Origin of the sequence: Bacillus badius NBRC 15713, assembly GCF_001591605.1 — a bacterium.
Taxonomy (GTDB): Bacteria; Bacillota; Bacilli; order Bacillales; family Domibacillaceae; genus Pseudobacillus; species Pseudobacillus badius.
In genome coordinates this window covers 1-24,959 of record NZ_BCVF01000022.1, presented here as the reverse complement: position 1 = coordinate 24,959, position 24,959 = coordinate 1, and the positions used below count along the sequence as shown (strand labels likewise).

Sequence of the window (24,959 nt, the reverse complement as noted above, 5' to 3'; positions counted from 1 at the left end):
TGCCATTTTTTGTATAGCCGCCTTTTCGACTATTCCCGTTCAGGGCAACACTTGCTGATCGGGAATGAAGAAAAACTGCCTGTTAGTAAAAGCGCTTAAAGCTGTCAAACCGCTGCTTAAAGTAACTGTTATCCAGACTCGTGATGGTAATTCCTTGTGAAGAGCTCGCCTGGATGAACTGGTTGCCGCCAATATAGATGCCCATATGGGAAATGCCTTTTTTATACGTATTTACAAAGAATACCAAGTCGCCTACCTGCGGCTTATCGACATAGTAGGAACGGCTGTAGTAGCCTTCCGTATTGGTGCGCGGGATGCTCTTGCCGGCTTTATTAAATACATAGTAAATGAAGCCGCTGCAATCAAAGCCGGAGGGCTGAACACCGCCCCATACATATGGAGTGCCGAGATGCTTCTTAGCCTCTGCAATCAATGACGCCACGGAAAACGCCCCGCCGCCAGAAGAGCCTGGCTTGCCGGAAGGAGGCGTGCCCGTCCCTGATCCTCCGCCGCTGACCTTTAAGATCTGGCCGGCAAATATCATATCAGACGTTAATTGATTCAGCCTTTTTAATTCGGCTAAACTCATTTGATGCTTTTGGGCGATGAGGCTTAGCGAATCACCGCTTTTGACCGTATAATTGCCGGAGGACGGAGATGGCGTCACCGGCGGCTTCGGTTTCGGCTGGGACGGTGTCGGCTTGCTCGCTCCTGGCTTGCCGCCCACCTTGAGATTCTGGCCAATAAATATCATATCAGACGTTAATTGATTGAGCTGCTTTAACTCTGCTAAGCTCATTTGATGCTTTTGGGCAATGAGACTTAACGAGTCGCCGCTTTTGACCGTATAACTGCCGGAAGATGGCGATGGCGCGGCCGGCGGCTTCGGTTTCGGCTGAGACGGTGTCGGCTTGCTCGTTCCCGGCTTGCCGCTCACCTTTAGCTTTTGGCCAATAAATATAAGGTCTGATGCCAATTGATTAAGCTGCTTTAATTCCGTCACGCTCATTTGATGTCTTTTGGCAATAAGACTTAACGAATCACCGCTTTTGACTGTATAACCGCCAGAAGATGGCGATGGCGTCACCGATGGTTTCGGTTTTGGCTGTGAGGGCTTCGCTGCCGCCGGTTTGCCCTTCACCTTGAGTGTTTGGCCTGCATAAATTATATGGGACGTCAGTCCATTCAGCTTCTGCAGCTCAGCAACTGTCATATTATGCGCTTTTGCAATGGCACCAAGCGAATCGCCGCTCTTTATTGTATAAGTACCAGCAGAAGCGATCCTTGCAGACAGCGCCGGCGGTTCATTTTCAGCAGCCGTTTGGCTGCTTATCTTCAATGTTTGTCCAGCATAAATAGAGTCATTTTCAAGTCCGTTTAATTGCCGAAGCTGGGCTGGCTCCATCTGATAAGCTCTTGCAATAGCTCCCAGTGTATCCCCTCGCTGTACTATGTATGTTCCTGTCACAGGCAGCTCTTTAACTTCTGCTTCGATAGCTGGCTTGGCTGCTTGTGTATGTAATTCTGCTTCTGGGAGAGGACGCTGAACGGCAGCAGCCTGATGGACAGCCTTGTTTCCGCTCACCTTTAGTTTTTGCCCTGCATAAATTGTATTGTTTTCCAACTGATTCAATTGCTTTAATTCTGTTTCGGGCATCTGGTACAGCTGAGCAATGGCGTGAATCGTCTCGCCAGCTTGAACAATGTGCGTGCTTTCGGAAGCCCCGGAAGAATAGCTGGCTACCGTTAAGGTCTGATTTACTTGGAGAGCGTCATTTTCTAAATTGTTTAATGCTTTCAATGTGCTGACGTCTATTTCATACTGTTTAGCAATACTGTCTAATGTTTCACCTGGTTTAACAACATGCTGTTCAGCTGCATGAACAAGTGTAGCCGCCCCGGTGGAAAAAAAAGCTGCGGTTGATAGCGTAAATATACTTTTTTTCATCTCGAACCCCTTATCACCGGAAAGATCCGTTTTTTTTTATATCGGCTATTTCTCACCATTTTTAATTTCCAACGGTCAACTTCTTACAATTTACTTCTACAAAAGGAGCAAATCCCCTTTTCCCATACCCAAAAAAGCCGCCGAAAAAACGGGAATCCTCGCTTTTTCTGGCGGCTTTTTCATTTATGAGCTGATTTCTTTCCATTTAGAAAAAATTTGTTTGCTGGCGGCAATAGCGGCCTTGCTTCCTCCTGCCCCTTCTGCTCCTTCGACCATAAGCGCCAATACAAAGCTTGGCTGCTGCTGGTCATAAGCGACAAACAGACCATTTTCTTTTCCTTTTGTTCCCTTTTCCAGCTTTAACTCGGCCGTGCCTGTCTTGCCCGCAAGCGCAAGCCCCGGCGTATCGGCCGATTTAGCCGTTCCCTTTTGAACGACAAGACGCAGGTCCTGCTTTAACAAATCAGCCGATGCTTTAGAAAGAAGATTCTTTTTCCACACTTCCGGCTGGGCTTCAGCGTAAAGCTGCGGCTTCATCATGTTGCCGTCGTTGACAATAGCACTGTAAACGGATGAAAGATGAAGCATGCTGGACAGAACTTCTCCCTGTCCGTAACCCGTATCACTCAGCAAAATTTCCTTATCAAGTGTTCCGCTGTTCGAAACTTGAGAAGCCCGGATCGGGTAAGCGAAGGGAATCTTTTCTCCATAACCAAACGACTTTAAACCATCGGCCATTTTTTCCCTGCCTGTCTCAAGAGCTGTTTGCGCAAAATAAATGTTGTCAGAATAGATAAGTGCTTTCTGAAGATTCACCGGCTCGCCCGGATCCTTCACACGCGTAACCGAGTAATTGCCCCACGAAGCATCCTTTTTCCAATGGAGACCTGTAATCGGCCGTTCCTTCGCTGGATCAAGTGTGTTCGCCTTTATGGCAACGGCGGCAGTGATCGGCTTGATCGTTGAACCAGGCGAATAAGTGGCGGCAAAACGGTTTAATAGCGGCTGGGCTGGATTCTTCTCAAGCTCCTGATAACGATTGGCTGACACCCCAAGAGCAAATTCGTTCGGATCAAACGCGGGAGAGCTGGCCAGCGCCAGTACTTGACCGGTTTTCGGATCGATGGCTGCTGCTGTTCCCGGCTTGCCTTTCAGCTCTTCGTAAATGGTTTTCTGCAATTCCGCATTGATGGCTACCTTTACGTTTTCCCCATCTTTAGCCGCTTTTTCTGCAATGGTTACTGGTTCACCCTTAGCCTTTTCAATGTAAATTTTCTTGCCGTTGCGGGCGCGAAGCTTCTCCTCCAATAGCTGTTCGAGCCCCCGTTTGCCGATTTGATCCTGATCGCTGTATCCTTTTGATTTTAGCTTTTTCAATTCCTCGCCATTAATGTCTCCGATATAGCCCGTTAAGTGACCAAGCGCTTCTTTGTATGGGTATTGTCTCATGGTAATTTCCTGTGTTTCAAACCCCGGGATAGCCCGAAGCTGCTGAAGCTTTTCGTTATCATAAGCAGATACCTTTTTCAAAGGGACAAAATATCCGGGACGCACCCAGCTTTGCTGCAATTGCTTATCGATAAATTCAGGTGTTATACCGAGCAAAGCCGCTACCTTGCCTTTTGCTGCGGCATCGTTGTCTATGTCTCCAGCCTTGACACCGGCTGAATAGCCCTGGCCGTTGACGGCTAAGGAGCTGCCGTTGCGGTCAACGATCTCGCCGCGGTTTCCTTTAATGGTTTCAATGCGGATTTTATCGCCATCCTCCATGTCAGGAAAAATATATGAAACATCCCAGTCGACAAACCAAGCTTCTTCCTTCTCTTTTTCTTCCTTTTTCAAAACCGCCTTCTTTTTGAAAGAAACAGGACCGGCACTTGTGTCCATTTCCACTTTGATTGGCAGAACCGCTTTTTTTCCTTCCCAATCCTTCTCCTCTGTTTGGAGCGGGGTGACTTTTATTTTTTTCACGTCCAGACTTTTATAGATCGTTTGGTAACGATCGACATAGTCCTCCTGCTTCACCTGCTCTTTATTAGAGGGAGCGACATAACTTTTATACATCTCCGCGAATTCCTGATCACTCCATAGCTTCGCATACTCATTCAGCCTCTCTTCCGGTGACGCCATTTTGTTGCAGCCGCCCAAGCCGAGGAGCAAAATCAGCAGACCGGTTAACAATAAATAATTCCTCATCCTTCCACCTCCGTGCTTTCTTCCTATATTATAGCAAATAAAATACCAGACACTTAAGTGCCTGGCGTGAATTGCTTAACATGAGAAATGTAACTGTGCAGCACCATGCCCACAATAATCAGCACCATGCCGGCGATAGATACAGGGGCAGGCAGAGGCGCGGCGAGCAGCACCATCTCGCCGGCTACCGCAAACAATACCTCTAAAGACTGGGTGGCCTCTACTGCGCCCAATTTATTCATATTTCCTCTCACCAGATCGGTTGCCGCAAAAAACAGCACCGTGGCGAACACACCGGAAAAAAGAGCCACAAGGCTAGATTGGACAACTTGGCCTTTGCTCGGCCAGCCGACTGTGAAGACCGCCGTCACCGAAAGAATCAGCCAAAACGGCAAGCTCGCCAGCGTCATTCCAAGTACACGCTGATAAGCATCAAGACGGTCAGCGCACACCTCCATCATTTTACGGTTCCCGAGCGGATAAGCAAAAGAGGCGGCTATAATCGGCAGGATACAGAGCAGCGCAGCCTGCAACGACAGCTGCCGCGCATGTGCTGCCTGCATAAGAGCAACTCCGGCTAAGATAATAAGCGACATGGCAAGACCCTTATAGGGAATTTTCCCTCTCATTCTCTTAGGGCCGCTTGGTGTCTGTATTGTTATGTAAAAAAACGGGACAAGCAGTGACCCCGAAATAATCGTTACTTGCCACGTTCCGGCAATCAGCCAGCCCGGACCGTAAGCCGCCGCAAAACAGAGCGGCGCATAAAAAAGCCCAAAGCCGACAGTGCTCCAAAGCAGCCAGGCAAATGGATTTCTTTTCATCTCCATCAACAACGGCCGCATGCCTTTGCGGCTGCCGACAATAACTGCAAGCAACGGAATCATAAATAAATAACGCAAAGAAGCACTCCACATCCAGTTGCCTCCTTCTGCTTCCATCAGCCGATTCAGGACAAATGTAAAAGCAAAGAAAAAAGCAGAAAGCACGCCTAGTATAATCGGTCTCATTCAGCCTATCCCCCAATGATCATCAAACGTTTGTGCCCTCACTATAACGCACCTGTTATTTGGCACGCAATGAAAAATTTTCAGAAAGTAATCATTTAAACAAAGAAAAGCAGCGGGGCTCCCGCTGCTTGGTTGATTATGCCCAGTACGCAAGTGAGCGCTTTTTGAGCATTTCGCGATTTTGTGCTGTTGTCTTTTCAAGCACTGTTCCTGTTGCCAAGTCAATAATGACACCATATCTGCGAATCAAATCCAATTGATCAATTTCTCCATTGCGATATTTGGCAAAAATACTGTCCGTGTCTTCCTCCAGCCAGCCGGCGCGTGAATGGCGGATGAGCTCCCTTTCTGTCTTTGTTGCTTCCTCATCAATCTCGAACAAATCAATTTCTCTATCAATCTCCCGAATCACGACGCCGTAGTCTTTTTTCGCCCGTTCAATAGAAACATACTCATCAATGACATCTTCAAGAACTGCCTTTGGATCACGCTCAAGCGGATCGCCAAGCCCGCCTCCTCCAGCGGACGGTCTCGTGAATGTGTCTCCTTTCTTCAGCTTGACGTTTGAGAAGATGGCGCCTAAGAACCGGCCGTCTTCTTTATCTTTATTTAGCCAAGCACCGTGCGGAGTGGACGGAAGCCCGCCAAAGATTCCCCATGTTACTGAACGGGAGCGGTCACAGCAATACGACATTACTGTATCGTTTGCCTCTGTTAACATTCCGCCTTTTTCCACCCCGCAGCCGCCGCGGAATTGACCTGGACCCGCAGAGTCTGTCACGATTTCGTGTTTCGTTGTGATCACTGGAGAAAGCCGCTCCTGTCCCTCGCAAGGCTGAATGCTTAGGCCGACGCCAAATACCGGGGAAAGGGCATTCGCTCCATCACGCTTATCACGGCCTCCATGTCCGCCTGCCATCCAGTCATACCACATAAAGTAATTGTCGTAGCCTTGACGTTTATCCCAGCCGCCAATCAATAAATACTCTAAGTTGAAAGAGCAAGCAAGGGCACGCTCCGGCATCACATGAGACCATAGTTCAAAGCAAGCATTCATGATTTTTTCATATGCGCCGGAGCAAAAGCCTGTAACCGCAACCGGCCAAGCGGCATTGACCACTGAATTTTCCGGCAAATCTACATGCACGACCCGGTAAAAGCCGGAGTTAAGCGGAATGTCCGGGAAAAAGGTTTTCGTGCCTGCATAAGCGGCTGATAAGGAAGAGCCAAAGGCTGAGTTTAAGAAACAGCCGATATAATCATGAGAACCCGCTAAATCATAAAAAATTTCATCGCCTTTAATTGTCATTTTGACTTTAATCGGAATAAGCCCGTCTCCTGCTTCCGGGTCCATATCAATATAGTCAGTTGTTTCCCACTCGCCGTCAGGAAGAGCGGCCACCTTCGCCCTCGCGAGGCGTTCTACGTAATCCTGCACCTCAGCAAAAGCAGTTAAAATAGTATCTAATCCGTACTTTTCAACAAGCGCCAGAAGCTGCGTCTCGCCCGTTTTTGTCGCTTCTGTCTGAGAACGCAAATCTCCAAGGCGCTCTTCCGGCAGTCTCATGTTGGAAACAAGCACGTTCGCCACGTCATGCAAATATTCTCCCTTTCTCCAAATGCGCAGAGGCGGAATTCTGACCCCTTCCCCGTAATGGTCTTTGGACGTAATATCAAAAGACCCCGGCACAGAGCCGCCCATGTCTGCCCAGTGGCCGTTCAGCTGCATGAAAGCAATGAGTTTATCTTCATAAAATACAGGCCGAATCACACGGGTATCGTTAAAGTGCGTGCCGCCGCGATACGGATCATTGACAATAAAAACATCTCCCGGATGAATATCGTCACCGAAATCTTCAATCACCGCTTTAGCTGTCAAATGAAGCGTGCCCACGTGAACGGAAATATCCTGTGTTCCCTGCATGATAGTATTGCCCTCGGCATCACATAAAGCCGCACTGAAATCACGGTTATAAATAACGAACGAATAACACGTTCTTAAGACTTGCTCGGACATCTGGTCGACTAAATTGACAAAACCATTTTTTAAAACCTCAAATGTAACAGGATCTAACTGACTTTCGAATACTTTGCTCATGCTTCCACCCCTTTTAGTTAGCTAATGTTGGTACTGTTATGTCTGCTTCCTTTTGCCCTTCTTCTTTTGCCGCAAATGACATAATGATGTTGCGGTACTCATCTACCTTTACCGTGCAGTACGGAGGAACGACTACCGTAGAATCAAGCTGATCGATAATGGCCGGACCGGAAAACTCCGATAGAACAGGAATTTTCGTGCGGTCATAAACAGCTGTTTCAATAAACCCGCCTGATTCCTCAAAATACACTTCCCGCGTTTCTTTCCATGCTTCTTCCAGTGTTCCTGAAGGCTCTTCTTTGTTGAATTCCGGTTTTGTCACCGTACCGATTGCTTCTACACGCAAGCCGTAAATTTCAATGCCTGTCTCCTCATCCCTGAAAGCAAATTCACGTTCATGCTCTTGATGGAAACGTTCCACAGCGTTTTCAAGAGACTGCAGCGGACGATCTACAGTAACAGACAGTGTTCTCCACTGGCCAACATAGCGCATATCCACATAACGAATTAAGTTCATATTTTCCGGCTCGATGCCTTCTTCTTCAAGCAGGGCGATTGCTTCTTTTTCCATTTCGATAAACTCTTTTTCTAAATCATCCTTTTGGATATCTGCGATGTTTGCTAAATAGGTTTTGGTCACGTCATGGCGGACATCAACGAGCAAGCAGCCCATCGCTGCCGCTACTCCCGGATGGGCCGGCACGATAACATGCGGGATTTCCATTTCTTTCGCCAATTCCGCTCCGTGCAGGGCTCCCGCGCCGCCGAAAGCAACTAAAGCAAAATCACGCGGATCATAGCCGCGGCGCACAGAAATCAAACGAAGTGCGTCACACATGTTCGCATTCGCCACTTTGATAATGGCATCTGCCGCTTCATAAACGTTGTAGTCGAGCTTAGACGCGACAGTTTTTTCAATCGCCTTGATGGCCGCTTCCTTATCCAGTGTCATTTGCCCATCAAGCAGCTTCGTGCCTAAACGGCCAAGCACAACGTTGGCATCCGAGTTGGTCGGCTCGGTTCCGCCCCGCTGATAACAAGCCGGACCAGGTACGGCGCCGGCGCTTTGCGGACCGTTGCGTAAAGAGCCGCCTTCATCAATCCATGATAAGCTTCCTCCTCCAGCTCCAATGGTTAAAATTTCAATGCTAGGGAAGCCAATTGGGTAACCATACTCAATGTACCAGTCCTTCGTTACACGCAAGTCATTGTCGTACATTAAAGAAATATCCGTGCTTGTTCCTCCCATATCTAAGCCGATTGCATTTTTGAATCCGCACATATTGGCGATGTGCTTGCTCGCAATCGCTCCGGCGGCAATCCCTGAGCTTGCTAAACGAGCGGCATAACGAGGGACCGTTTCAGATGTCATCACTCCTCCGCCGGAATGAAGAACGAGGATGTCTCCTTGATAGCCAATTCCTTTCATTTCCTTTTCCAGCACTTTAATATATTTGCTAATGGTCGGGCCAAGCACAGCATTTACAATAGTCGTGCTCATCCGCTCATGCTCAAAGATTTCCGGCAAAGTTTCAGAAGAGGTACAAATATACACATCCGGCATTTCTTCCTGCAACATTTCTTTCACGAGCTTTTCATTATCGCCATTTACATAGGCATTCATGAAGCAAATGGCGATGGATTCTACCTGGCGTCTTTTCAGCACCCTTGCAAGCTCGCGGACCTCGGCTTCATTTACTTCTGTCATAATGTTTCCGGAAAAATCGACCCGCTCCGTCACCTCGAACCGGTCGCGGCGTTTAATGTAAGGCTCTGCCACATCGTTGTAGGCATCCCACAAATCCAGCTTCGTGCCGCGGCGAATCTCCGTCACATCCCGAAAGCCTTTAGTTGTCACAAGTGCCGCTTTCGGCAGCTTTCTCTCGATTAATGCATTGGTTCCGACAGTCGTTCCATGAGAGAACATGGCAATTTGATCGCCTGTCAGCTTAGCTTTAGCGATTCCGTCCATCATTCCTTTTTCTGGATTAGATGGTGTGGAAGATGTTTTTGTTACATGAATTTTCCCTGTTTTTTCATCGAATACGAATACGTCCGTGAATGTTCCTCCAACATCGACAGCTACATGATATTTACTCACTTGATCGCCTCCATTTTGATTAATAAAATGATTTCATTTATATGCAAACCATGATCCTATCACTCTCGCAGTGCGTGTCGGCACCACCTCCTAAAATGAACATCAGAGCAGCACACCTGAGAATAAACGGAATATTCTGAACCCAAAAGCTGCAGCAAGCGTGATTTTATGCTTGCTGAACAGACATTTTTACTTTTTCGATAAATAGCTCTTTTTGCCGTCGCAGCTGAAACGCTTGTTCAACGGTAACGGCATGAAAGCGGACATTCGATTGCGGTTTCGCCTGGGCGAGCACGCTAATATCCGGGCTGATGACCGTACCGGTTGTTACAAATCCTCCGCCGCCTGTTCCGTCATTTAATAAAATAATTAATTCCTCTTCATTAGGCACAATCACCCCGCCGATCGGATAAGGAATATCAACAATGTTGCCTGGACTGCTTCCGGAGCCGAATGGAGCGGCTTCTTTCTTATATCGGACGCGCCCGCCGTGCAGCCGGTAAGCGACCCGATTCGACTCAGAATGAATCGTCCACTCCTGATTAAGAAGACCGGTTAGCCCTTCGTCACTAATTCTTTCACTCGCAATCCCCAATACAAGATGAACATCCAGCTGACGGCTAAACACAGGCTTACTCTCCTCCGGCACGCTTTTTCCTACTTGCCGGAGAACGCCGGGCAGCGGTTCATTGAGCGGCAGCTGGTCGCCTTTCAACAACTTCCGCCCCAATACACCAGGAAAGCCACTCGCAAAGCAAACCGAACGGCTGCCGAGCATTTCAGGTGTGGCAAGGCCGCCTGAAACAGTCAAATAAGTAAAAATCCCTTCCTCTATCCTTCCGACTCTTAATATATCTCCCGGTGAGACAGCTACAGGCTCCCACAGCGGAATCGCCTCCCCATTCAACTCTGCCTTGGCGGGGGCGCCAGTCAGGACGGCCACTGTCTTTTTGTGAAATTCAATAACCGGACCCGTTAACATCATTTCCAAGCCGGCATAGTGAGGCGGGTTGCCAAGAAGAGCATGACCGAGCAAAAAAGAGTATTTATCTGCTGCTCCTGAAGGCGGCACTCCCATATGGTAATAACCAAACCGACCTGTATCCTGGATCGTTGTTTTTAGTCCTGGTTCAAGTATGTGCAGCACAGTTTAAAACCCCTCCATCAGTTGAGAAATGTAACGCATGCCCTCTTCATCATATTGCTCTGCCGAAAACTCAATGGACTTTACTCTATATTCATAGATCCGTTTCGCTACTTCTTCACGAATGTTATAATATTCCGCCTCGGTTACTGGCCGATATTTCCATAAGTCTCCCGGTTTGGCAAGAAAAAAAGAGTCTTGAAAAAGCGGCAAGCTTTGCCCCGGATCATACACGGGAACAGCTGACATACCGATCAACTGATAGCTTCCAGTCGATTCCGATGGATAAACAACCGTGAACGCTCCTCCTATCCCAACTGCCTCACTGGGTGTGTAAGAGCGCGGACTAGGGTATTTGGGCGCCTGCAGAATTTGGCGCTGCGGCACTCCAAGCGGAAACCCCCATGCTGTTCCCGGCTTGAACCCTAATGACGTAATAAAATACGGAGGGGCAGAATGAGAAGCAATGAAGTCCTCCTTGTCAGTAAATCCGTTTGCTTTCATGACGTAAGAGAAGTCATCGCCTTCTGCTTCGGGCTGCAGATGCTGATATTTTTCAATCGTTCTCTTCGTGATCTTATCGTTGTACCAAACCGGAATTTCAATGATCCGGCTGCTGAAGTATAATTCCGAACGGTCACTTTTTTGCTGGTCAATCTCTTGCAAATAATCAAGCAGATGGTGAGGGGAAATCGCATTTGGGTCATAACGGATCAGATAGGACGCATTGCTCGGGTATACTTCAATCATGCCTGGGATGTTGCGCTTTCTCAGCTCATTAGTAATGGAAATCGCCTTAAAGTTACTTTCAATTCTCATCTCTTTAGAAATTTCCGCGTAAATATATTCATCTCCGCAAAAATCAAACTTCGTTTCCGGAAAAATTAACACGCTGTTTTTCTCCTCTACTTTGATACTTTCTTCATTCTGCGGCTGACTGTCGATGCGCTGACTCCCAGTGCAGCCGATGCCTTGATCGCCGTTTTGTATTTGCCGAGCGCCAGCCGGATCAATTGGTCTTCCACTTCTTGGATAGCCTCCTTCAATGGCATGATTCCCCGGACTGTTAAATGGGCCTTCTCGTCCGACTCGCTATCCCAAACAGCACGGAACACATCGTCCCCAGAGATGACTTCCTGTTTTCCAATCACTACTAAACGTTCCATTACATTTTGCAATTCCCGAATGTTCCCCGGCCACTGATAACTCTCTAACAGCTGCAATCCTTCTCTCGACAGCTTCTTTTCCCTTTTATAGGTTTCGTTTAATTTCTCAAGAAAAGACAGAGCAAGCGGAGCAATGTCCTCTTTGCGCTTTCTTAGCGGCGGGATCTGCAGCGGAACGACGTGCAGCCGGTAAAATAGGTCTTCCCGGAACGTCTGGGCCGCCACCATTTTTCGCAGGCTTCTATTCGTGGCGGCTAATACACGCACATTGACTTTGATGGGTGCAAGGCCGCCAACACGGACTATTTCTCGCTCCTGCAAGACCCGCAGCAGCTTGACTTGCATATGAAGCGGAATTTCAGAAATTTCATCAAGAAAAATCGTTCCGCCGTCTGCCGCTTCAAATAATCCCTTTTTTCTTTCTACTGCACTGGTGAACGCGCCCTTTTCATGCCCAAACAATTCACTTTCCAGTAAATTTTCAGGGATAGCACCGCAGTTGATGGTAACGAACGGCGCGTCCGACCGCCGGCTGTAAGCATGAATGTGGCTGGCAATTACCTCTTTTCCGGCTCCCGATTCTCCGGTGATCAGCACCGTGGATTCCGTTTCTGCCACTTCCTTCAGCTGCTTTACAAGTTCCGCCATTTCCCGTGAACGGTACACGAGTTTTTTTGTCAGGTCAGGGGTCAATGGATTTCCGCCCTCCGCATTCCGCCTCTCTGACATCTCCTCTATGCTGACATCACGCGAAAGAACAATGACTTTCTCCAACCTGTCTTTTTTCATGATAGGAACCGCCGTCGATAACACCTTCGTTTCTCCCCGGCTGCTTTGCGTCATGCTGATTCGCTGCTGCTCCTTTAAGCACTGAGCAAAAACATTCGGTTCAAACAACCCGTCAGCTTCTAATTCAAATACACTTCGCCCAATTAAATCCTCTTTTTTATATGGCTTCCAAAAGTTCTTCAAGAACGAACCGGTTATGTTGCTGATTTCCCCGGAAGGCTGCACGACCATAATTTGCTCGTTAGATGCCGCATAAATGGTTTGCAGCTCTTCAGTCAGCTCACGAACAAATTCCAAACGGCTGACGGCTTTTTCCAAATGCTCCTGCAAGTAAAACACATGAACAATGCCCTCGATTTGCCCTTCATGATAAACCGGTGAAAAATGGCCGGTTATTTTTTTGAAATTGAACGTGCTGTCTACCCCGAACTTCTTCTCGCCTGCAAGAATGTTGGCCATTTCGACTTCCGTCGCCATCATTTTTCTGTAATTTCTTCCCGCCAGAATGGAACGCGGCAGCCCTAAGATCTGGCCGGCTGTTTCATTCATAAAATTGACTTCAAATTGCTGGTTTGTTGTGATAATGCCAATCTCGGCACTGTTCAAGCTATGATTTAAACTCTCCAGCTGAAGGTGGGCCAGCTGATTTTTAGCTTCCTCCATAGTGATGTACCCGACCGGCTCCCTTTGTTCATTCACTCCGGCAACGATAGAGCAGTTGTGGCAAAACTCCACCCAGCCATTTTCGCGGACAAGAAGCAAATCCTTTTCATACCTCACCGGCTGATTCAATGATCCAGCGCCTTGCACTTGTTTCATTAAACCATTCAAGGCAAGGTAACCAACAAGCTCTCCTTGTTCATAAACGAACGCCGTATGGCTCTCTTCCCGGGAGAGCAAGCTGATTGCATCCTGCACGGTTGCTTCACTTGACACGCCAGGCGGCAAAGGCAACAAAATCTCCTGCCATCTCCATCTCATAAGCTACTGAACTCCTTTCCATCACATCACCGGGAAAAGAACCATCTCTCTGGCAAACTGAATACGTTTACATCTGCTTTTCTATAAGCAAATACCGTGCCAAAAAGAAGAAATCCCTTGAAAATAAATGAATAATTCAGAAAATAAAGCTTTTTTATCGCTGTTTTCGCTCCTCATTTTTCCCGGTTTTGTTCCGCTATTCGACATTTTTTTGTGCAAACCTTTTTTATTTTTTGCAAAACTGCAAACAATATTGCAGTTTTGCAATTTATTTTACTATGCTAAAGCAACAAAGGGACCACCCTTTGCTGCTAAAAATAGAAATGAGCTTAAGCCATTAAACAAGGAGCTGCTCCTATTCAGACGTTTGGAGTAGAAAGACCGCCTACCGTTCAGGTTAGCGTATAAAAGCGCAGCAGCTGCTCCGCTGCTTGGCTTGCTTGCCGGGAGGCTGTTTCCGGCTCCATTGCCTGCTCAACAGAAAGACAGTCTGATTGAATCGAGAACAGGCCATCAAAATAAGGGTGGAGCGCTTCAAGCTCTCTTCCAAGTCTGCCGGCAAGAGCAATGACCGATGCCCCATGCAGTTTTGCAAGTCGAGCGACCCCGACAGGCACCTTTCCCAGCAAGCTTTGTCCATCAAGGCTGCCTTCACCAGTAATGATTAAATCAGCCTGGCGAATATCCGCCTCAAGTCCGGTTAACTGAATCACAAGCTCCACTCCCGATACAATCTCTCCTCCAAGCGCCGCTGCAATGGCCCCGCCGAGCCCGCCCGCTGCTCCGCTTCCCTTGATCTCTTGAACGTCAAGCCCATAGGTTTGCTGAAATAAGCCGGCGGTCTTTCTCAGCTGCCAGTCCAGCTCCTCCACCTCACGCCTGTCTGCTCCTTTTTGCGGAGCGAAGACAAAAGCAGCTCCTCCCTGCCCATAGAAGGAATTCATGACATCGCTGGCTGCCAGAAAGCGCGTGCCGCGTATAGACGGGTGAATGTCTTCATCCGACAATGAATCAATGGACAATAACGGGTTGCCGTCTATCGGTATTTCTTTTTTCTCCTGATCGTATAGCTTCCAGCCAAGAGCTTGCAGCATGCCTAGACCGCCATCGTTTGTCGCGCTGCCGCCGAGCGAAATAATGATCTGCCGGAAGCCGGCATCAAGCGCTGCTCTAATTTGTTCTCCCAATCCGTATGTATTGGCCGCCATCGGTGAACGCCTGTTTGCCGGCAGCAACGTTAAACCGCTGCTTTGGGCGCATTCAATTACAGCTGTCTGCTCGCCCCTGTATTCTAACGTTAAATAAGAAGCTTCCACCGGGCGCATGAGCGGATCATGGACAGACAGCTGTTGCCGCGTACCGGATAAGGCCTCAATGGTTCCCTCTCCGCCGTCAGCCATCGGCACCACTTTAATTTCGGCATCCGGCACCGCCTTTTTTACTCCTGCGGCGATTGCGTGCCCGACAGCGGCTGCCGAAAGCGAACCTTTGAAAGAGTCCGGCGCAATTAAAATATTCATCTTCCACCTCTTTTGTTGTTTTTCTCCACAGAATGAACAGCCGCAGCACCTCTTTATTTTGGCAGCAAGTTCACAAATGTGCAGGCTGTTTTCTTTCAGTCACAAAAAATGGCAGGAATCCGTTCCCGCCAAGCTGTTACAAATTAAACCGCTGCAGCCGCCTGTAAAAAGTACTCCGCGGCATATCCAGCAATTTGGCCGCTTCGGAAACATTTCCCTGCGTTTTCCGGAGTGCTTCCATCATTAATTCTTTTTGAATCTGTTCACGGACATTCAGCTTACAGGAAACAGGCTCTGCATCCGGCTGCCGGGCATTCGGAGCAAGGAGCTTGTCTACTATATAAAATTCCCCCGGCTCCAGCAAAGGAGAAGAGATGCGCAGACGCTCCAATACATTAAATAGTTCACGGATGTTACCCGGCCAATCGTATTGCTTCAGCCTTTGAATATATTCCTCCGGCACTCGAACGCGCCAATGATGCTGCTCGCAGTAATGGCGCACTAAATGCGGAATATCTTCTTTTCTTTCCCGCAGAGGCGGCACGTATATTGGATACACGTGAAGACGGTAATACAAGTCCTTGCGGAACGTTCCTTCTTCCGCTAATCGCCTAAGATCACGGTGAGTAGCCGCAACAATACGGACATCCAGCTCAATTTCCTTCATTCCTCCAACCGGGGTGACTTTTCTTTCTTGCAGAACACGCAGCAGCTTCACTTGCATAGCCGGAGAAATTTCGCCAATTTCATCAAGAAAAATGGTTCCGCCTTGCGCCTGCTCAAACTTTCCTTTATGGCCTCCCCGCTTCGCTCCGGTAAAAGCACCTTCGGCATAGCCAAACAATTCGCTCTCCATTAACTCTTCAGGCAAAGCTCCGCAATTTAGTGCAATAAAAGGACCATTTCTTCTCTTGCTATTATCATGCAGCGCCCGGGCAATCACTTCTTTGCCTGTGCCTGTTTCCCCAAAAAGGCAAACACTGGCGTCTGTGGGTGCCACTCTTTTTACATCCTCTAATATTTGTTGAAAAGAGCGGCTGCTTCCAGCTGTTCCTTCAAAATAAAAAGAAGGGGCTTCCGGAAAATCGCTTTCAGGCGACTTCTCCACTGCTTGTAAATAAAGACAAGTGCCAATCACCCGGTTCGGATCGCTTGCAACAATAACAGATGCCATTTTTTCTTTCAGGCCGTGCCTGACTAGTTGCTCCCTTTTCAGTTCTCTATAGTCAGGAATGTGCCACCGAAGATCCCGGCTAACAGCAACCACCCTGCCTTTTTCGTTGCAAACGGCTATGAGTGAACCTCCGTCAAGCAAATGCGCGCATTGATTAAGCAAGTCAGCTTCCTGCTTATGTGCTTGCACGCTTAACTCCTTCTCCACTTCGCGGGCAATCGAAGCAACCATGCCAAGCATAAATGGGTGGGCCCGGTCGACCGGACAAGAAATATCGATAACGCCTAGCAGTTCACCTTCTCTTGAATGAATAGGAGCCGCTGCACAGCTCCAATTATGCGAGGCGACAGAATAATGCTCGGAACCGCTGATCATAATCGCTTCTTTTGTCTGCAAAGCTGTGCCGATCGCATTTGTTCCCACTTCTTCCTCAGTCCAGCGTACACCTTCAGTAAAATTGATTCTTTTCGCTTCATATTTTACCTTTTTATTTCCAACAATCGACAGTACATACCCCGAAGGATCAATTAATAACACGACCGCTTCCAATTCGGCCATCATGCGGTCCATTCGTTTTAAAGCCGGCAAAGCCGCCTGCAGCAGCAGCTTATTTTTTTCTTTTTGCTGTTGAAATGACTCTTTTGTCAGAAAGTGCCTTCCTTTCTGCAAATAAGGATCAACCTGTTTGTTTTTACAACGGTGCCAAGATTCAATGATTCGCTTGCTAATACGGGAGGGATCTAGTACTCCTTCACTCACAAAGCGTTTCCATGTACTCAAATAACAGACGGATTGCATGAACATATCCCCCTTAAATCATTTATTTTGTACACCTGAAAAGCTTACATGTTATGTAGGTCTGAGAAAGTACGAGAGTGGATGAATGAACGTATAAACAGCGGTTTTAAAAAAAGAAGAGAATGAGCGTGCAAAGAAGCATGTAAAGTGTCTGTACAAATAAAAATTGATACTTTTCTCATTATAAAATAGAAAGAAAATTCTTTCAAATATCATTTCCCTCTTAAAAAAAGAAAAGGGCTGCCTAAAAAGTCATGAAAAATGACTTTTTGGGACAGCACCTATTTCTTCCCGACCTCTTTTTATTTTATGGATTATTGGCCAGCCTCCCTGAATATTGATCAGGTATGCACAGCTTGGCCGGCCGTGGAGGCTACAGCCTCATAAATAGCTTCCGATACGCTTGGATGAGCGGCGATCAGCCGCTCCAGACTGTCGGCTGTCATCTCGCCATGGATCATGACTGTACCTTGTCCGATCAGCTCTGTAGCATGGGGGCCGACGATCGACAAACCGATGATTTCATTATACTGCGGCTCAATCAATACCTTTACCTTTCCTGCTGCTTCATTGAGAATCAATGATTTGCCGTTAGCCGAAAAAGCACATTCCCCTACTTTAATGTCACCATATTGAGCGCGTGCTTGTTTTTCTGTCAGCCCCACGCCAGCGATCTCCGGAGAAGTATAAATACATCGGGGTACCGCCCGGTAATCAGCATGGACCGCCCCTCCGCACGCATTCAAAGCGGCTACTGTTCCTTCATGGAAAGCAACATGAGCCAGCTGGCTGCCGCCGACAATATCCCCGCACGCATAAATGTGCGGCTGGCTTGTTTGCATTTGGCTATTGACTTCAATGCCGGCTTTCGAATAAGCGACTCCGCTGTTTTCTAATTGCAGGCCGGCCACCCGCGGCTTTCTGCCAATCGCAACAAGCAGGCAGTCAGGGCTGAACTGCCTAATCCCTTGAGCGGTTTCCGCTATTACTTTCTTTTTTCCAGCCTCTACTTTTTTCGCAGAAGCAGAAGTATAAATAGATACACCGTCCGCTTTCAGCTTTTCATGTAAAACAGCCGCTATATCCGGGTCCTCCCCGGGAAGCAACTGGTCAGCCATTTCTATTATGCTTACTTTCGTTCCCATGCGGCTATAGATACTGGCAAACTCGCAGCCGATGACTCCCCCGCCAATAATAAGCATCGTCGCCGGTATAGCCGAAAGAGCCAGCGCCTGGCCGCTATGAATCACCCATTCACCGGCAAACGGCGCGAAGGGCAAGGAAACAGGTTCAGACCCGGCAGCAATAATGAACTTGTCCGCCCGAATGCTCCTTTCCCCTTCCGCTGTTGTAACCCGAAGGCTATGCGGATCGTTAAATCGGGCCTTGCCATTGACAAGTTCAATTTGGTTTTTTTTGATCAAATGCTTGACGCCAGATGCCAGCGTCCGAATCAGTTTCTCTTTCCGCAGCTGGACATAGGCCCAGTCTATTTCGACATAGGACGATGAGCGCCGGATACCGAACTCTGCTGCTTGCTGTACTTTCTCCAATACAGCGGCGCTTTCTAACAGCAATTTCGTTGGCATACACCCTTCATTTAAGCACACTCCGCCCAAGGGCCCCTCCTCAATAAGCGTGACTTTCTGTCCTTGCCGGGCGGCAGTGATGGCTGCTACATATCCGGCAGGCCCGCCGCCGATTATTGCAATGGTTGTCATCGTATCTACCTTCCTTCTAAAGCAACATTGTAAACGGCTCTTCCAACAGCTGCTTGACCGTCTGCAGAAAAGCTGCCGCGGGCGCCCCGTCCAGTACGCGGTGGTCAAAGGTCAAGCTGAGAGGCAGCAAACGGCGGCACTCGATCGTTCCTTCCTTGAATACGGCCGCTTCCTCCATAGCGCCAACCCCGAGAATACCTGCTTCCGGAGAATTTAAAATCGGGGTGAAATATTCCACTCCGTAAGCGCCGAGGTTGCTAATGGTGAAAGTCGAGCCTGTCATTTCATCCTGATTCAACTCTCCTTGGCGCGCCCGCTCAGCACACAGCTTGATTTTTTTAGAAAGCTGGACAAAAGAATCATTCTGAGCATCACGGATAACCGGCACTACAAGCCCTTTCTCAAGCGCTACAGCGACTCCGAGATGAATCGATTCAAACTGATGAATATGCCCATCCATGCAGGCACTATTCATATGCGGATGCTTTTGGAGCGCCAGCACAACAGCCCGGGCAACAAAATCATTCATGGAGAGATTCGCCTCCAGATGGGATTGAACGGTTTCTGCCATCTGCTCGCGAAGCTGAACTGCTTCGGTTGCATCCGCCTTCATTGTGATCGTTAACTGGGCGCTGTTTTTCAAGCTGGCGTGCATCCTTTCCGCAATCACCTTGCGCATACCTGTCATCGGTGTTTGCTGTGCTGCCGGAGCTGTGCTTTCTTCCCTCTGTTCCGGTTCGGAAGCTGCCGGAGCAGGGACTGCTTTCTCCACATCCTCCTTTGTAATTCTCCCGCCTGGCCCTGAACCTTTCAGCTGCGTATAATCAATGCCGGCCGACTCCGCTATTTTGCGGGCCACAGGCGAGATTTTTATCCGGCTCCTTGTTGTGAGAGCAGAAAGCGAAACAGGCTTCGTCTCTTCCATTGCCGTGGCCGCTATTTCCTTGTCAGCTGGCTGCTCGGCAACAGATGTCTCGGCTTCAGGCACTTTTTCACCCGGCTGTCCGATATAGCCAATAACTGTTCCTGGAGGGACTCCCTCGCCTTCTGGAACGGCAATATCCAACAGGCTTCCGCTCGCCGGCGCTTCAATCTCCATTTCAATTTTTTCCGAGTTAATGCTGGCAATCAGCTCTCCTTTTTCTACCGCCTCTCCAACCTGCTTATTCCAATTGGAAACAGTGCCTTCCTTCATTGCCATCCCTAATTTCGGCATGATCACTTCTACTGCCATCGAATCTCTCCCTTTCTTCTTTATCGTCTTATAAGCTGAGAGAAGAGGTTTCTCCTAAAAGTTCAGACACTGCCTGTATCACTTTCTCCGGTGAAGGAAGATACCTATCTTCTAGAGGAGGAGAGAAAGGCACCGGTGTATGAGGCGCTGTTATGCGCTTAATGGGCGCATCCAGCGAATCGAACCCTTTATCCGCTACGATAGCCGCAATGTCAGTCGCCAAATTACAACGCGGGTTCGCTTCATCGACAATGACCAGCCGGTTCGTTTTCGCCACAGAGGAAAGGATTGTTTCTTCATCTAGTGGAGATAAACTCCGCGGATCGACTACCTCTGCTTCGATTCCCCGGCCAGCAAGGTGCCCGGCCGCTTCTAAAGCTGTGTTCACTTGTTTTCCAATGCCGACAATGGTTAAGTCAGAGCCTTCCCGCTTAACATCCGCTTTCCCGATCGGGACTGTATAGTAGCCCTCCGGCACTTCTCCTGTCATGTTATACAGCGTTTTATCTTCGAAAAAGATCACCGGATCATTATCTTCAATAGCAGCAAGCAGCAGCCCTTTCGCATCATAAGGGGTAGATGGTACAACTACTTTCAAGCCTGGGATACTTGTAAACAGTGCATATAAGCTTTGCGAATGCTGGGCGGCTGCCCGAAAGCCGGCTCCGTGCATAGTTCTTACCGTCACCGGCACTTGCGCTTTCCCGCCGAACATATAACGGAATTTAGCTCCCTGATTTAAAACTTCATCGAGACAGCTGCCGATAAAATCGTTAAACATTAATTCAGCAATCGGCCGCAGTCCTGTTGACGCCGCAGCCATCGCCGCTCCCATATAGCCCGCTTCAGCAATCGGCGTATCTAAAATGCGCTCCCGGCCGAACTCTTGGACAAGTCCCTTCGTTACGCCAAGTACGCCTCCCCAGGCATCTTCATCTTGCAAATGATCCACTTCTGCTCCCCCGGCAACATCTTCCCCCAGCAAAACCACATCCGGGTCTTTCCTCATCGCCAATGCGATTGCTTCATTGATCGCTTCGGACATGCTTATTGTTCTCGCCATATTCAGCTCTCCTTTTTTAAGAAATTAATAGGATACATATACATCTGTCAGTAATTCATCTTCTTTCGGATACGGGCTTTCCTCACTGAACCGCACAGCCCGCTGAATCGCTTCAATAACCGATTCTTCTACAGAAGCCAGCTCGTTTTCCGTCAAGAGCCGCTGGGTTAACAGATACTTTTTAAATTGAATAATGGCGTCTTTTTCCTGCTTATGTTCTTTCTTTTCAGGTTCCGCTTTGTACGTCTGGGCATCCCCTTCAAAGTGTCCATAATTGCGGTAGGTCATGCATTCGATCAATGTCGGCCCTTCTCCGCGGCGCGCCCGTTGAATCGCTTCTTCCGCTGCCTTATAAACGGCCAGCACATTCTTTCCATCTACACGGACGCCGGGAATGTTGTAGCCGATTGCCCGGTCTGCAATCGTCTTGCAGCTGGAGGCATATTCAAATGGGGTCGCTTCGGCATACCCGTTATTTTCAGCAACGAAAATAACAGGAAGATTCCAAATCGCCGCCAAATTAATCCCTTCATGAAACGTGCCGTGATTGTTGGCTCCATCTCCAAAGAAGCAAACACTGACATTGTCCGTCTTTTTATATTTGGCCGTTAAAGCAGAGCCGCATGCCAGCGGAAAACCGCCGCCGACAATGCCATTTGCCCCCAGCATGCCTTTATTTAAATCAGCGATATGCATTGAGCCGCCCTTTCCTTTGCACAAGCCTGTCGCTTTTCCGTATATTTCAGCCATCATGCCATCGAGGTCGCAGCCCTTTGCAATACAATGCCCATGTCCGCGATGAGTGCTCGTAATGGTATCCTTGTCATTTAAATGAGCGCATACACCAACGGCTACCGCTTCTTCGCCCGCATACAAATGAACGAACCCCGGCAAAATCCCCTGAGCAAACAGTTCATGCACTTTATCCTCGAATTCGCGGATCTCCAGCATCTTTCTGTACATCCACCGGGCTTGGTCCTGTGTCAATGCAACTCCCTTGTTCTGCAGCACTTCCATGGTTAACAGCCTCCTATCATTTTTTCTCATCCTCTTTATTGCAAATGCCGTGCCACCCGTTCAAGCATGCGAAAACAGCACTTTTTGAATCGATATTCCTTTATCTGAGCGGTCTTTCATCACTTTTTCTATGACTGAAACCTGTACTAAGCCAAAACAAAAAAAGAGACAAAGCGGGACAGCTGTCCCATTTTGTCTCTTTTTGTTTCGTTGCGTGTTTGCTTGTCCGCCCGTTATTTGTTTCTAAAGGCGCTTGAAATCAGAACCAGTGCGGTGATCCAGTGCATGACCATCCCGACAATCGGAATCCAGCCGATCGCTGAAGCAATAATGCCGAGAATACTGCCCGTTAAGCTTTTGCCGGCATTCAAAGCAATCAGCAAGGTGATAATATGCAAAACCGCCATAAAACCGAGCGGCGCCCAAGCATGTCCAAGGATAATCATGCCGCCAAGGATCGGAATACCAAAAAAAGCTTCAAGACCTCCCGTTATCCACTTCATTGCATTTGTCATCTTCGTCTCTCCTTTTTCTGCGCTTGTTGTCTCTTGTTTACGGTCCAGCCATGAAAAAAGTTTCATTTTTATCCAAGCTCTAAGCTGAAAACTTCTTTTCAACCCCATTTTTTCACTTATACTGGAATATATAGTCTATACCTACAAAGGAGAGAACTTTCATGAAGATTACAAAAGCAGAACTTTACGGCATCCACTTGCCTTTAAAAACACCTTTCATTGTTTCCTACGCCACCTTTGATTACATGCCATCCATTATTGTAAAGCTGGAAACAGACAGCGGCCTCATTGGATGGGGAGAAGCAGTGCCCGATGATCACGTAACAGCGGAAAACTTTTACGGCTGCATAGAGGTGTTAAAGCGCGTCCTTTTGCCGGCTGTTCTGGGGGAAAACCCCTTCCGGATTGAACACATTCATCATAAAATGAATCAAGCCATTATTGCCAATCCGGCCGCCAAAGCAGCAGTGGACATTGCTTGCTATGATCTGATGGGCAAAGCGGCCGGATTGCCGGTATATGATTTGATCGGCGGAAGGAGCCATGATGAGCTGACTTATCCAAAAGTATTAAGCATCGAAGAACCCGAAGTGATGGCCGAAAAGGCGCTGGCCGCTATTCAAAACGGCTTTCAATCATTAAAGCTGAAAGTTGGCACTGATCCGCAGCTGGATGTTAAAAGAATCCAAGCCGTTCGGGAAGCGGTCGGCTTGGATGTGCCGATCCGCGTAGATGTCAACCAAGGCTGGCACAAATATGATGTAGCGATCCAAGCCATGAAACAGCTTGAAGAAGTTCAGCTTTCCTGGCTGGAGCAGCCGCTCCGTATTGGCGATATTGACGGCCTGGCACAGTTGAAGCGGCAATGCACGATTCCGCTGATGGCAGATGAATCAATTCAAAATGGCGAACAATTAGTGGAGATCGTAAAAAAAGAGGCTGTTGACAAAATCAATATTAAACTCATGAAGAGCGGCGGCATTTACCCGGCCATCCACATGGCAAAAGCTGCGGAATACGCCGGAATTGATTGCCAGATCGGTTCTATGGTGGAATCGTCCATCGGCTCTGCAGCCGGCTATCACACAGCCATCTCCCGAAAGAATATTAAAAGCACAGAATTGACTGGTCCTATTCTGTTCAGCAAGGATATTGGCGATCTAAAATATGAAGTGCCATATGTTCACCTCAACGACAAACCAGGACTCGGCCTTGTCATTAACGAGTCTGTATTGGAAGAATTAACGGTTTCACGCGCAACGATTAACTAAGAAAGGAGGACCTTTCGTGAAGAAAACAGACGACCGGCTAATGGACATTTTTCAACACCTGCATACACATCCTGAGATTAGCTGGGAGGAGAAAGAAACAACGGCCTACATTGCCGGCCTGCTGCAAAAGGAAGGGATTTTCGTTTCCCTGTTTGATGATTGCACCGGGCTGATTGCCGAAATTGGAAGCGGAAAGCCCGTGGTGGCTGTCCGTGCGGATATAGATGCCCTTTGGCAGGAAGTGGACGGTGTTTTTCAAGCGAACCATTCATGCGGCCACGACGCCCATATGTCCATTGTCATCGGAGCCATCCTGCAATTGAAAAGCCGGATAACGAATGGCACTGTCCGCTTTATTTTTCAGCCGGCTGAGGAAACAGGAAGCGGGGCTTTAAAAATGGTAGAAAAAGGTGCAGTGGACGATGCTGATTATTTATTTGGCATCCACCTCCGGCCGATTGAAGAGCTGCCTTTCGGCAAAATCACCCCGGCTATTCACCATGGGGCTGTTGCCTTTTTAAGGGGAAAAATCAGCGGAGATAATGCCCATGGAGCCCGTCCGCATCAAGGGACGAACGCCATTGATATTCTTTCTTCTTTGAATGAGCAATTGAAATTGATTCATTTTTCTCCTTTTGAACCTTATTCGGTGAAAATGACACATGTAGAGGCCGGCGGCCAAAGCTTAAATATTATCCCCGGCTCTGCAAAATTCGGCCTCGATATCCGGGCGCAAAAAAATTCGGTCTTGCGGGACATGCAGGCAATTATTGAAAAGAAAATCAAACAGTTAAGCGCGCTGTTTGGTGTAAAGATTGAAGCCGAGTGGCTGAAAGTAACTCCGGGAGCGGAGGTAGATGCGGAAGCGGAAGAGCTGCTTCGCCAAAGCATTCTTGAATACGGCGGGCAGGAAATGCTGGCTGCCCCGCTTATTACCTCAGGCAGCGATGACTTTCACTTCTATACTATTAAGAGACCGCATTTAAAAGCGGCCATGATGGGAATCGGAGCTGATTTAAAACCAGGACTGCATCACCCTCATATGTCGTTCGACCCGCGCGCGATCCACATTGGCGCTGACGTACTCACACGAGCTGTTTTAAATGCCTGCCAAGCATCATAAGAGCTAAAAAGACGATGGGCTATTGTTATTTTTGTATCGGATGATGCCCATTCATAAAAAGAGGATAGCCTTTTCGGCTATCCTCTCAGA

General features: G+C 48.2%; 17 protein-coding genes. 2 read left to right on the top strand and 15 right to left on the bottom strand.

Annotation, left to right across the window (positions count from 1 at the left end; all coding sequences use genetic code 11):
* Positions 1 to 82 precede the first annotated feature (82 nt).
* The 15 genes from BBA02S_RS11975 to BBA02S_RS11900 form a co-directional block, all read right to left on the bottom strand.
* Positions 83 to 1,948: a C40 family peptidase gene (locus tag BBA02S_RS11975; protein ID WP_052477304.1), complete on the bottom strand. Its 1,866-nt coding sequence runs from the start codon at positions 1,946 to 1,948 to the stop codon at positions 83 to 85.
* A 183-nt stretch (positions 1,949 to 2,131) separates the two neighbouring features.
* Positions 2,132 to 4,144, bottom strand: coding sequence for a penicillin-binding transpeptidase domain-containing protein (locus tag BBA02S_RS11970; RefSeq protein ID WP_041113751.1), 2,013 nt, complete (start codon positions 4,142 to 4,144; stop codon positions 2,132 to 2,134).
* A gap of 53 nt (positions 4,145 to 4,197) precedes the next feature.
* Positions 4,198 to 5,154 (bottom strand): DMT family transporter, encoded by a 957-nt coding sequence (locus tag BBA02S_RS11965; RefSeq protein ID WP_041113752.1) that lies wholly within the window; start codon positions 5,152 to 5,154, stop codon positions 4,198 to 4,200.
* Between the two features lie 136 nt (positions 5,155 to 5,290).
* Complete coding sequence (locus BBA02S_RS11960; RefSeq protein WP_041095133.1) at positions 5,291 to 7,252, bottom strand: hydantoinase B/oxoprolinase family protein; 1,962 nt, start codon at positions 7,250 to 7,252, stop codon at positions 5,291 to 5,293.
* 13 nt (positions 7,253 to 7,265) lie between these two features.
* Positions 7,266 to 9,353, bottom strand: coding sequence for a hydantoinase/oxoprolinase family protein (locus BBA02S_RS11955; RefSeq protein ID WP_041113753.1), 2,088 nt, complete (start codon positions 9,351 to 9,353; stop codon positions 7,266 to 7,268).
* A gap of 166 nt (positions 9,354 to 9,519) precedes the next feature.
* On the bottom strand, positions 9,520 to 10,500 hold the full coding sequence (locus tag BBA02S_RS11950; protein WP_041095137.1) for a 5-oxoprolinase subunit C family protein: 981 nt from the start codon (positions 10,498 to 10,500) through the stop codon (positions 9,520 to 9,522).
* A 3-nt stretch (positions 10,501 to 10,503) separates the two neighbouring features.
* Positions 10,504 to 11,388: a 5-oxoprolinase subunit B family protein gene (locus BBA02S_RS11945; RefSeq protein ID WP_041095138.1), complete on the bottom strand. Its 885-nt coding sequence runs from the start codon at positions 11,386 to 11,388 to the stop codon at positions 10,504 to 10,506.
* A gap of 14 nt (positions 11,389 to 11,402) precedes the next feature.
* The gene (locus tag BBA02S_RS11940) at positions 11,403 to 13,433 is read right to left on the bottom strand and encodes a sigma 54-interacting transcriptional regulator (RefSeq protein ID WP_052477305.1); all 2,031 of its coding nucleotides are present in this window, start codon (positions 13,431 to 13,433) and stop codon (positions 11,403 to 11,405) included.
* A 392-nt stretch (positions 13,434 to 13,825) separates the two neighbouring features.
* The gene (locus BBA02S_RS11930; protein ID WP_041095147.1) at positions 13,826 to 14,953 is read right to left on the bottom strand and encodes a glycerate kinase family protein; all 1,128 of its coding nucleotides are present in this window, start codon (positions 14,951 to 14,953) and stop codon (positions 13,826 to 13,828) included.
* Between the two features lie 136 nt (positions 14,954 to 15,089).
* On the bottom strand, positions 15,090 to 16,931 hold the full coding sequence (locus BBA02S_RS11925) for a sigma-54-dependent Fis family transcriptional regulator (protein ID WP_412676331.1): 1,842 nt from the start codon (positions 16,929 to 16,931) through the stop codon (positions 15,090 to 15,092).
* Positions 16,932 to 17,266: 335 nt separating this feature from the next.
* On the bottom strand, positions 17,267 to 18,646 hold the full coding sequence (lpdA, locus tag BBA02S_RS11920) for a dihydrolipoyl dehydrogenase (RefSeq protein WP_041095151.1): 1,380 nt from the start codon (positions 18,644 to 18,646) through the stop codon (positions 17,267 to 17,269).
* A gap of 16 nt (positions 18,647 to 18,662) precedes the next feature.
* Positions 18,663 to 19,880, bottom strand: coding sequence for a dihydrolipoamide acetyltransferase family protein (locus tag BBA02S_RS11915; RefSeq protein ID WP_041113755.1), 1,218 nt, complete (start codon positions 19,878 to 19,880; stop codon positions 18,663 to 18,665).
* 28 nt (positions 19,881 to 19,908) lie between these two features.
* A complete protein-coding gene (locus BBA02S_RS11910; RefSeq protein ID WP_041095155.1) occupies positions 19,909 to 20,943 on the bottom strand; it encodes an alpha-ketoacid dehydrogenase subunit beta in 1,035 nt (344 codons plus the stop codon).
* A 24-nt stretch (positions 20,944 to 20,967) separates the two neighbouring features.
* Complete coding sequence (locus tag BBA02S_RS11905) at positions 20,968 to 21,960, bottom strand: thiamine pyrophosphate-dependent dehydrogenase E1 component subunit alpha (RefSeq protein WP_041095157.1); 993 nt, start codon at positions 21,958 to 21,960, stop codon at positions 20,968 to 20,970.
* Positions 21,961 to 22,193: 233 nt separating this feature from the next.
* On the bottom strand, positions 22,194 to 22,475 hold the full coding sequence (locus tag BBA02S_RS11900; RefSeq protein WP_041095751.1) for a hypothetical protein: 282 nt from the start codon (positions 22,473 to 22,475) through the stop codon (positions 22,194 to 22,196).
* Between the two features lie 161 nt (positions 22,476 to 22,636).
* Between BBA02S_RS11900 and BBA02S_RS11895 the strand changes: the two genes are divergently transcribed.
* Entirely contained in the window at positions 22,637 to 23,746 is a 1,110-nt protein-coding gene (locus BBA02S_RS11895; protein WP_041113756.1) for a mandelate racemase/muconate lactonizing enzyme family protein, read from the top strand.
* Between the two features lie 40 nt (positions 23,747 to 23,786).
* Complete coding sequence (locus BBA02S_RS11890; RefSeq protein WP_041113855.1) at positions 23,787 to 24,869, top strand: M20 peptidase aminoacylase family protein; 1,083 nt, start codon at positions 23,787 to 23,789, stop codon at positions 24,867 to 24,869.
* The last annotated feature ends 90 nt before the right edge of the window (positions 24,870 to 24,959 follow it).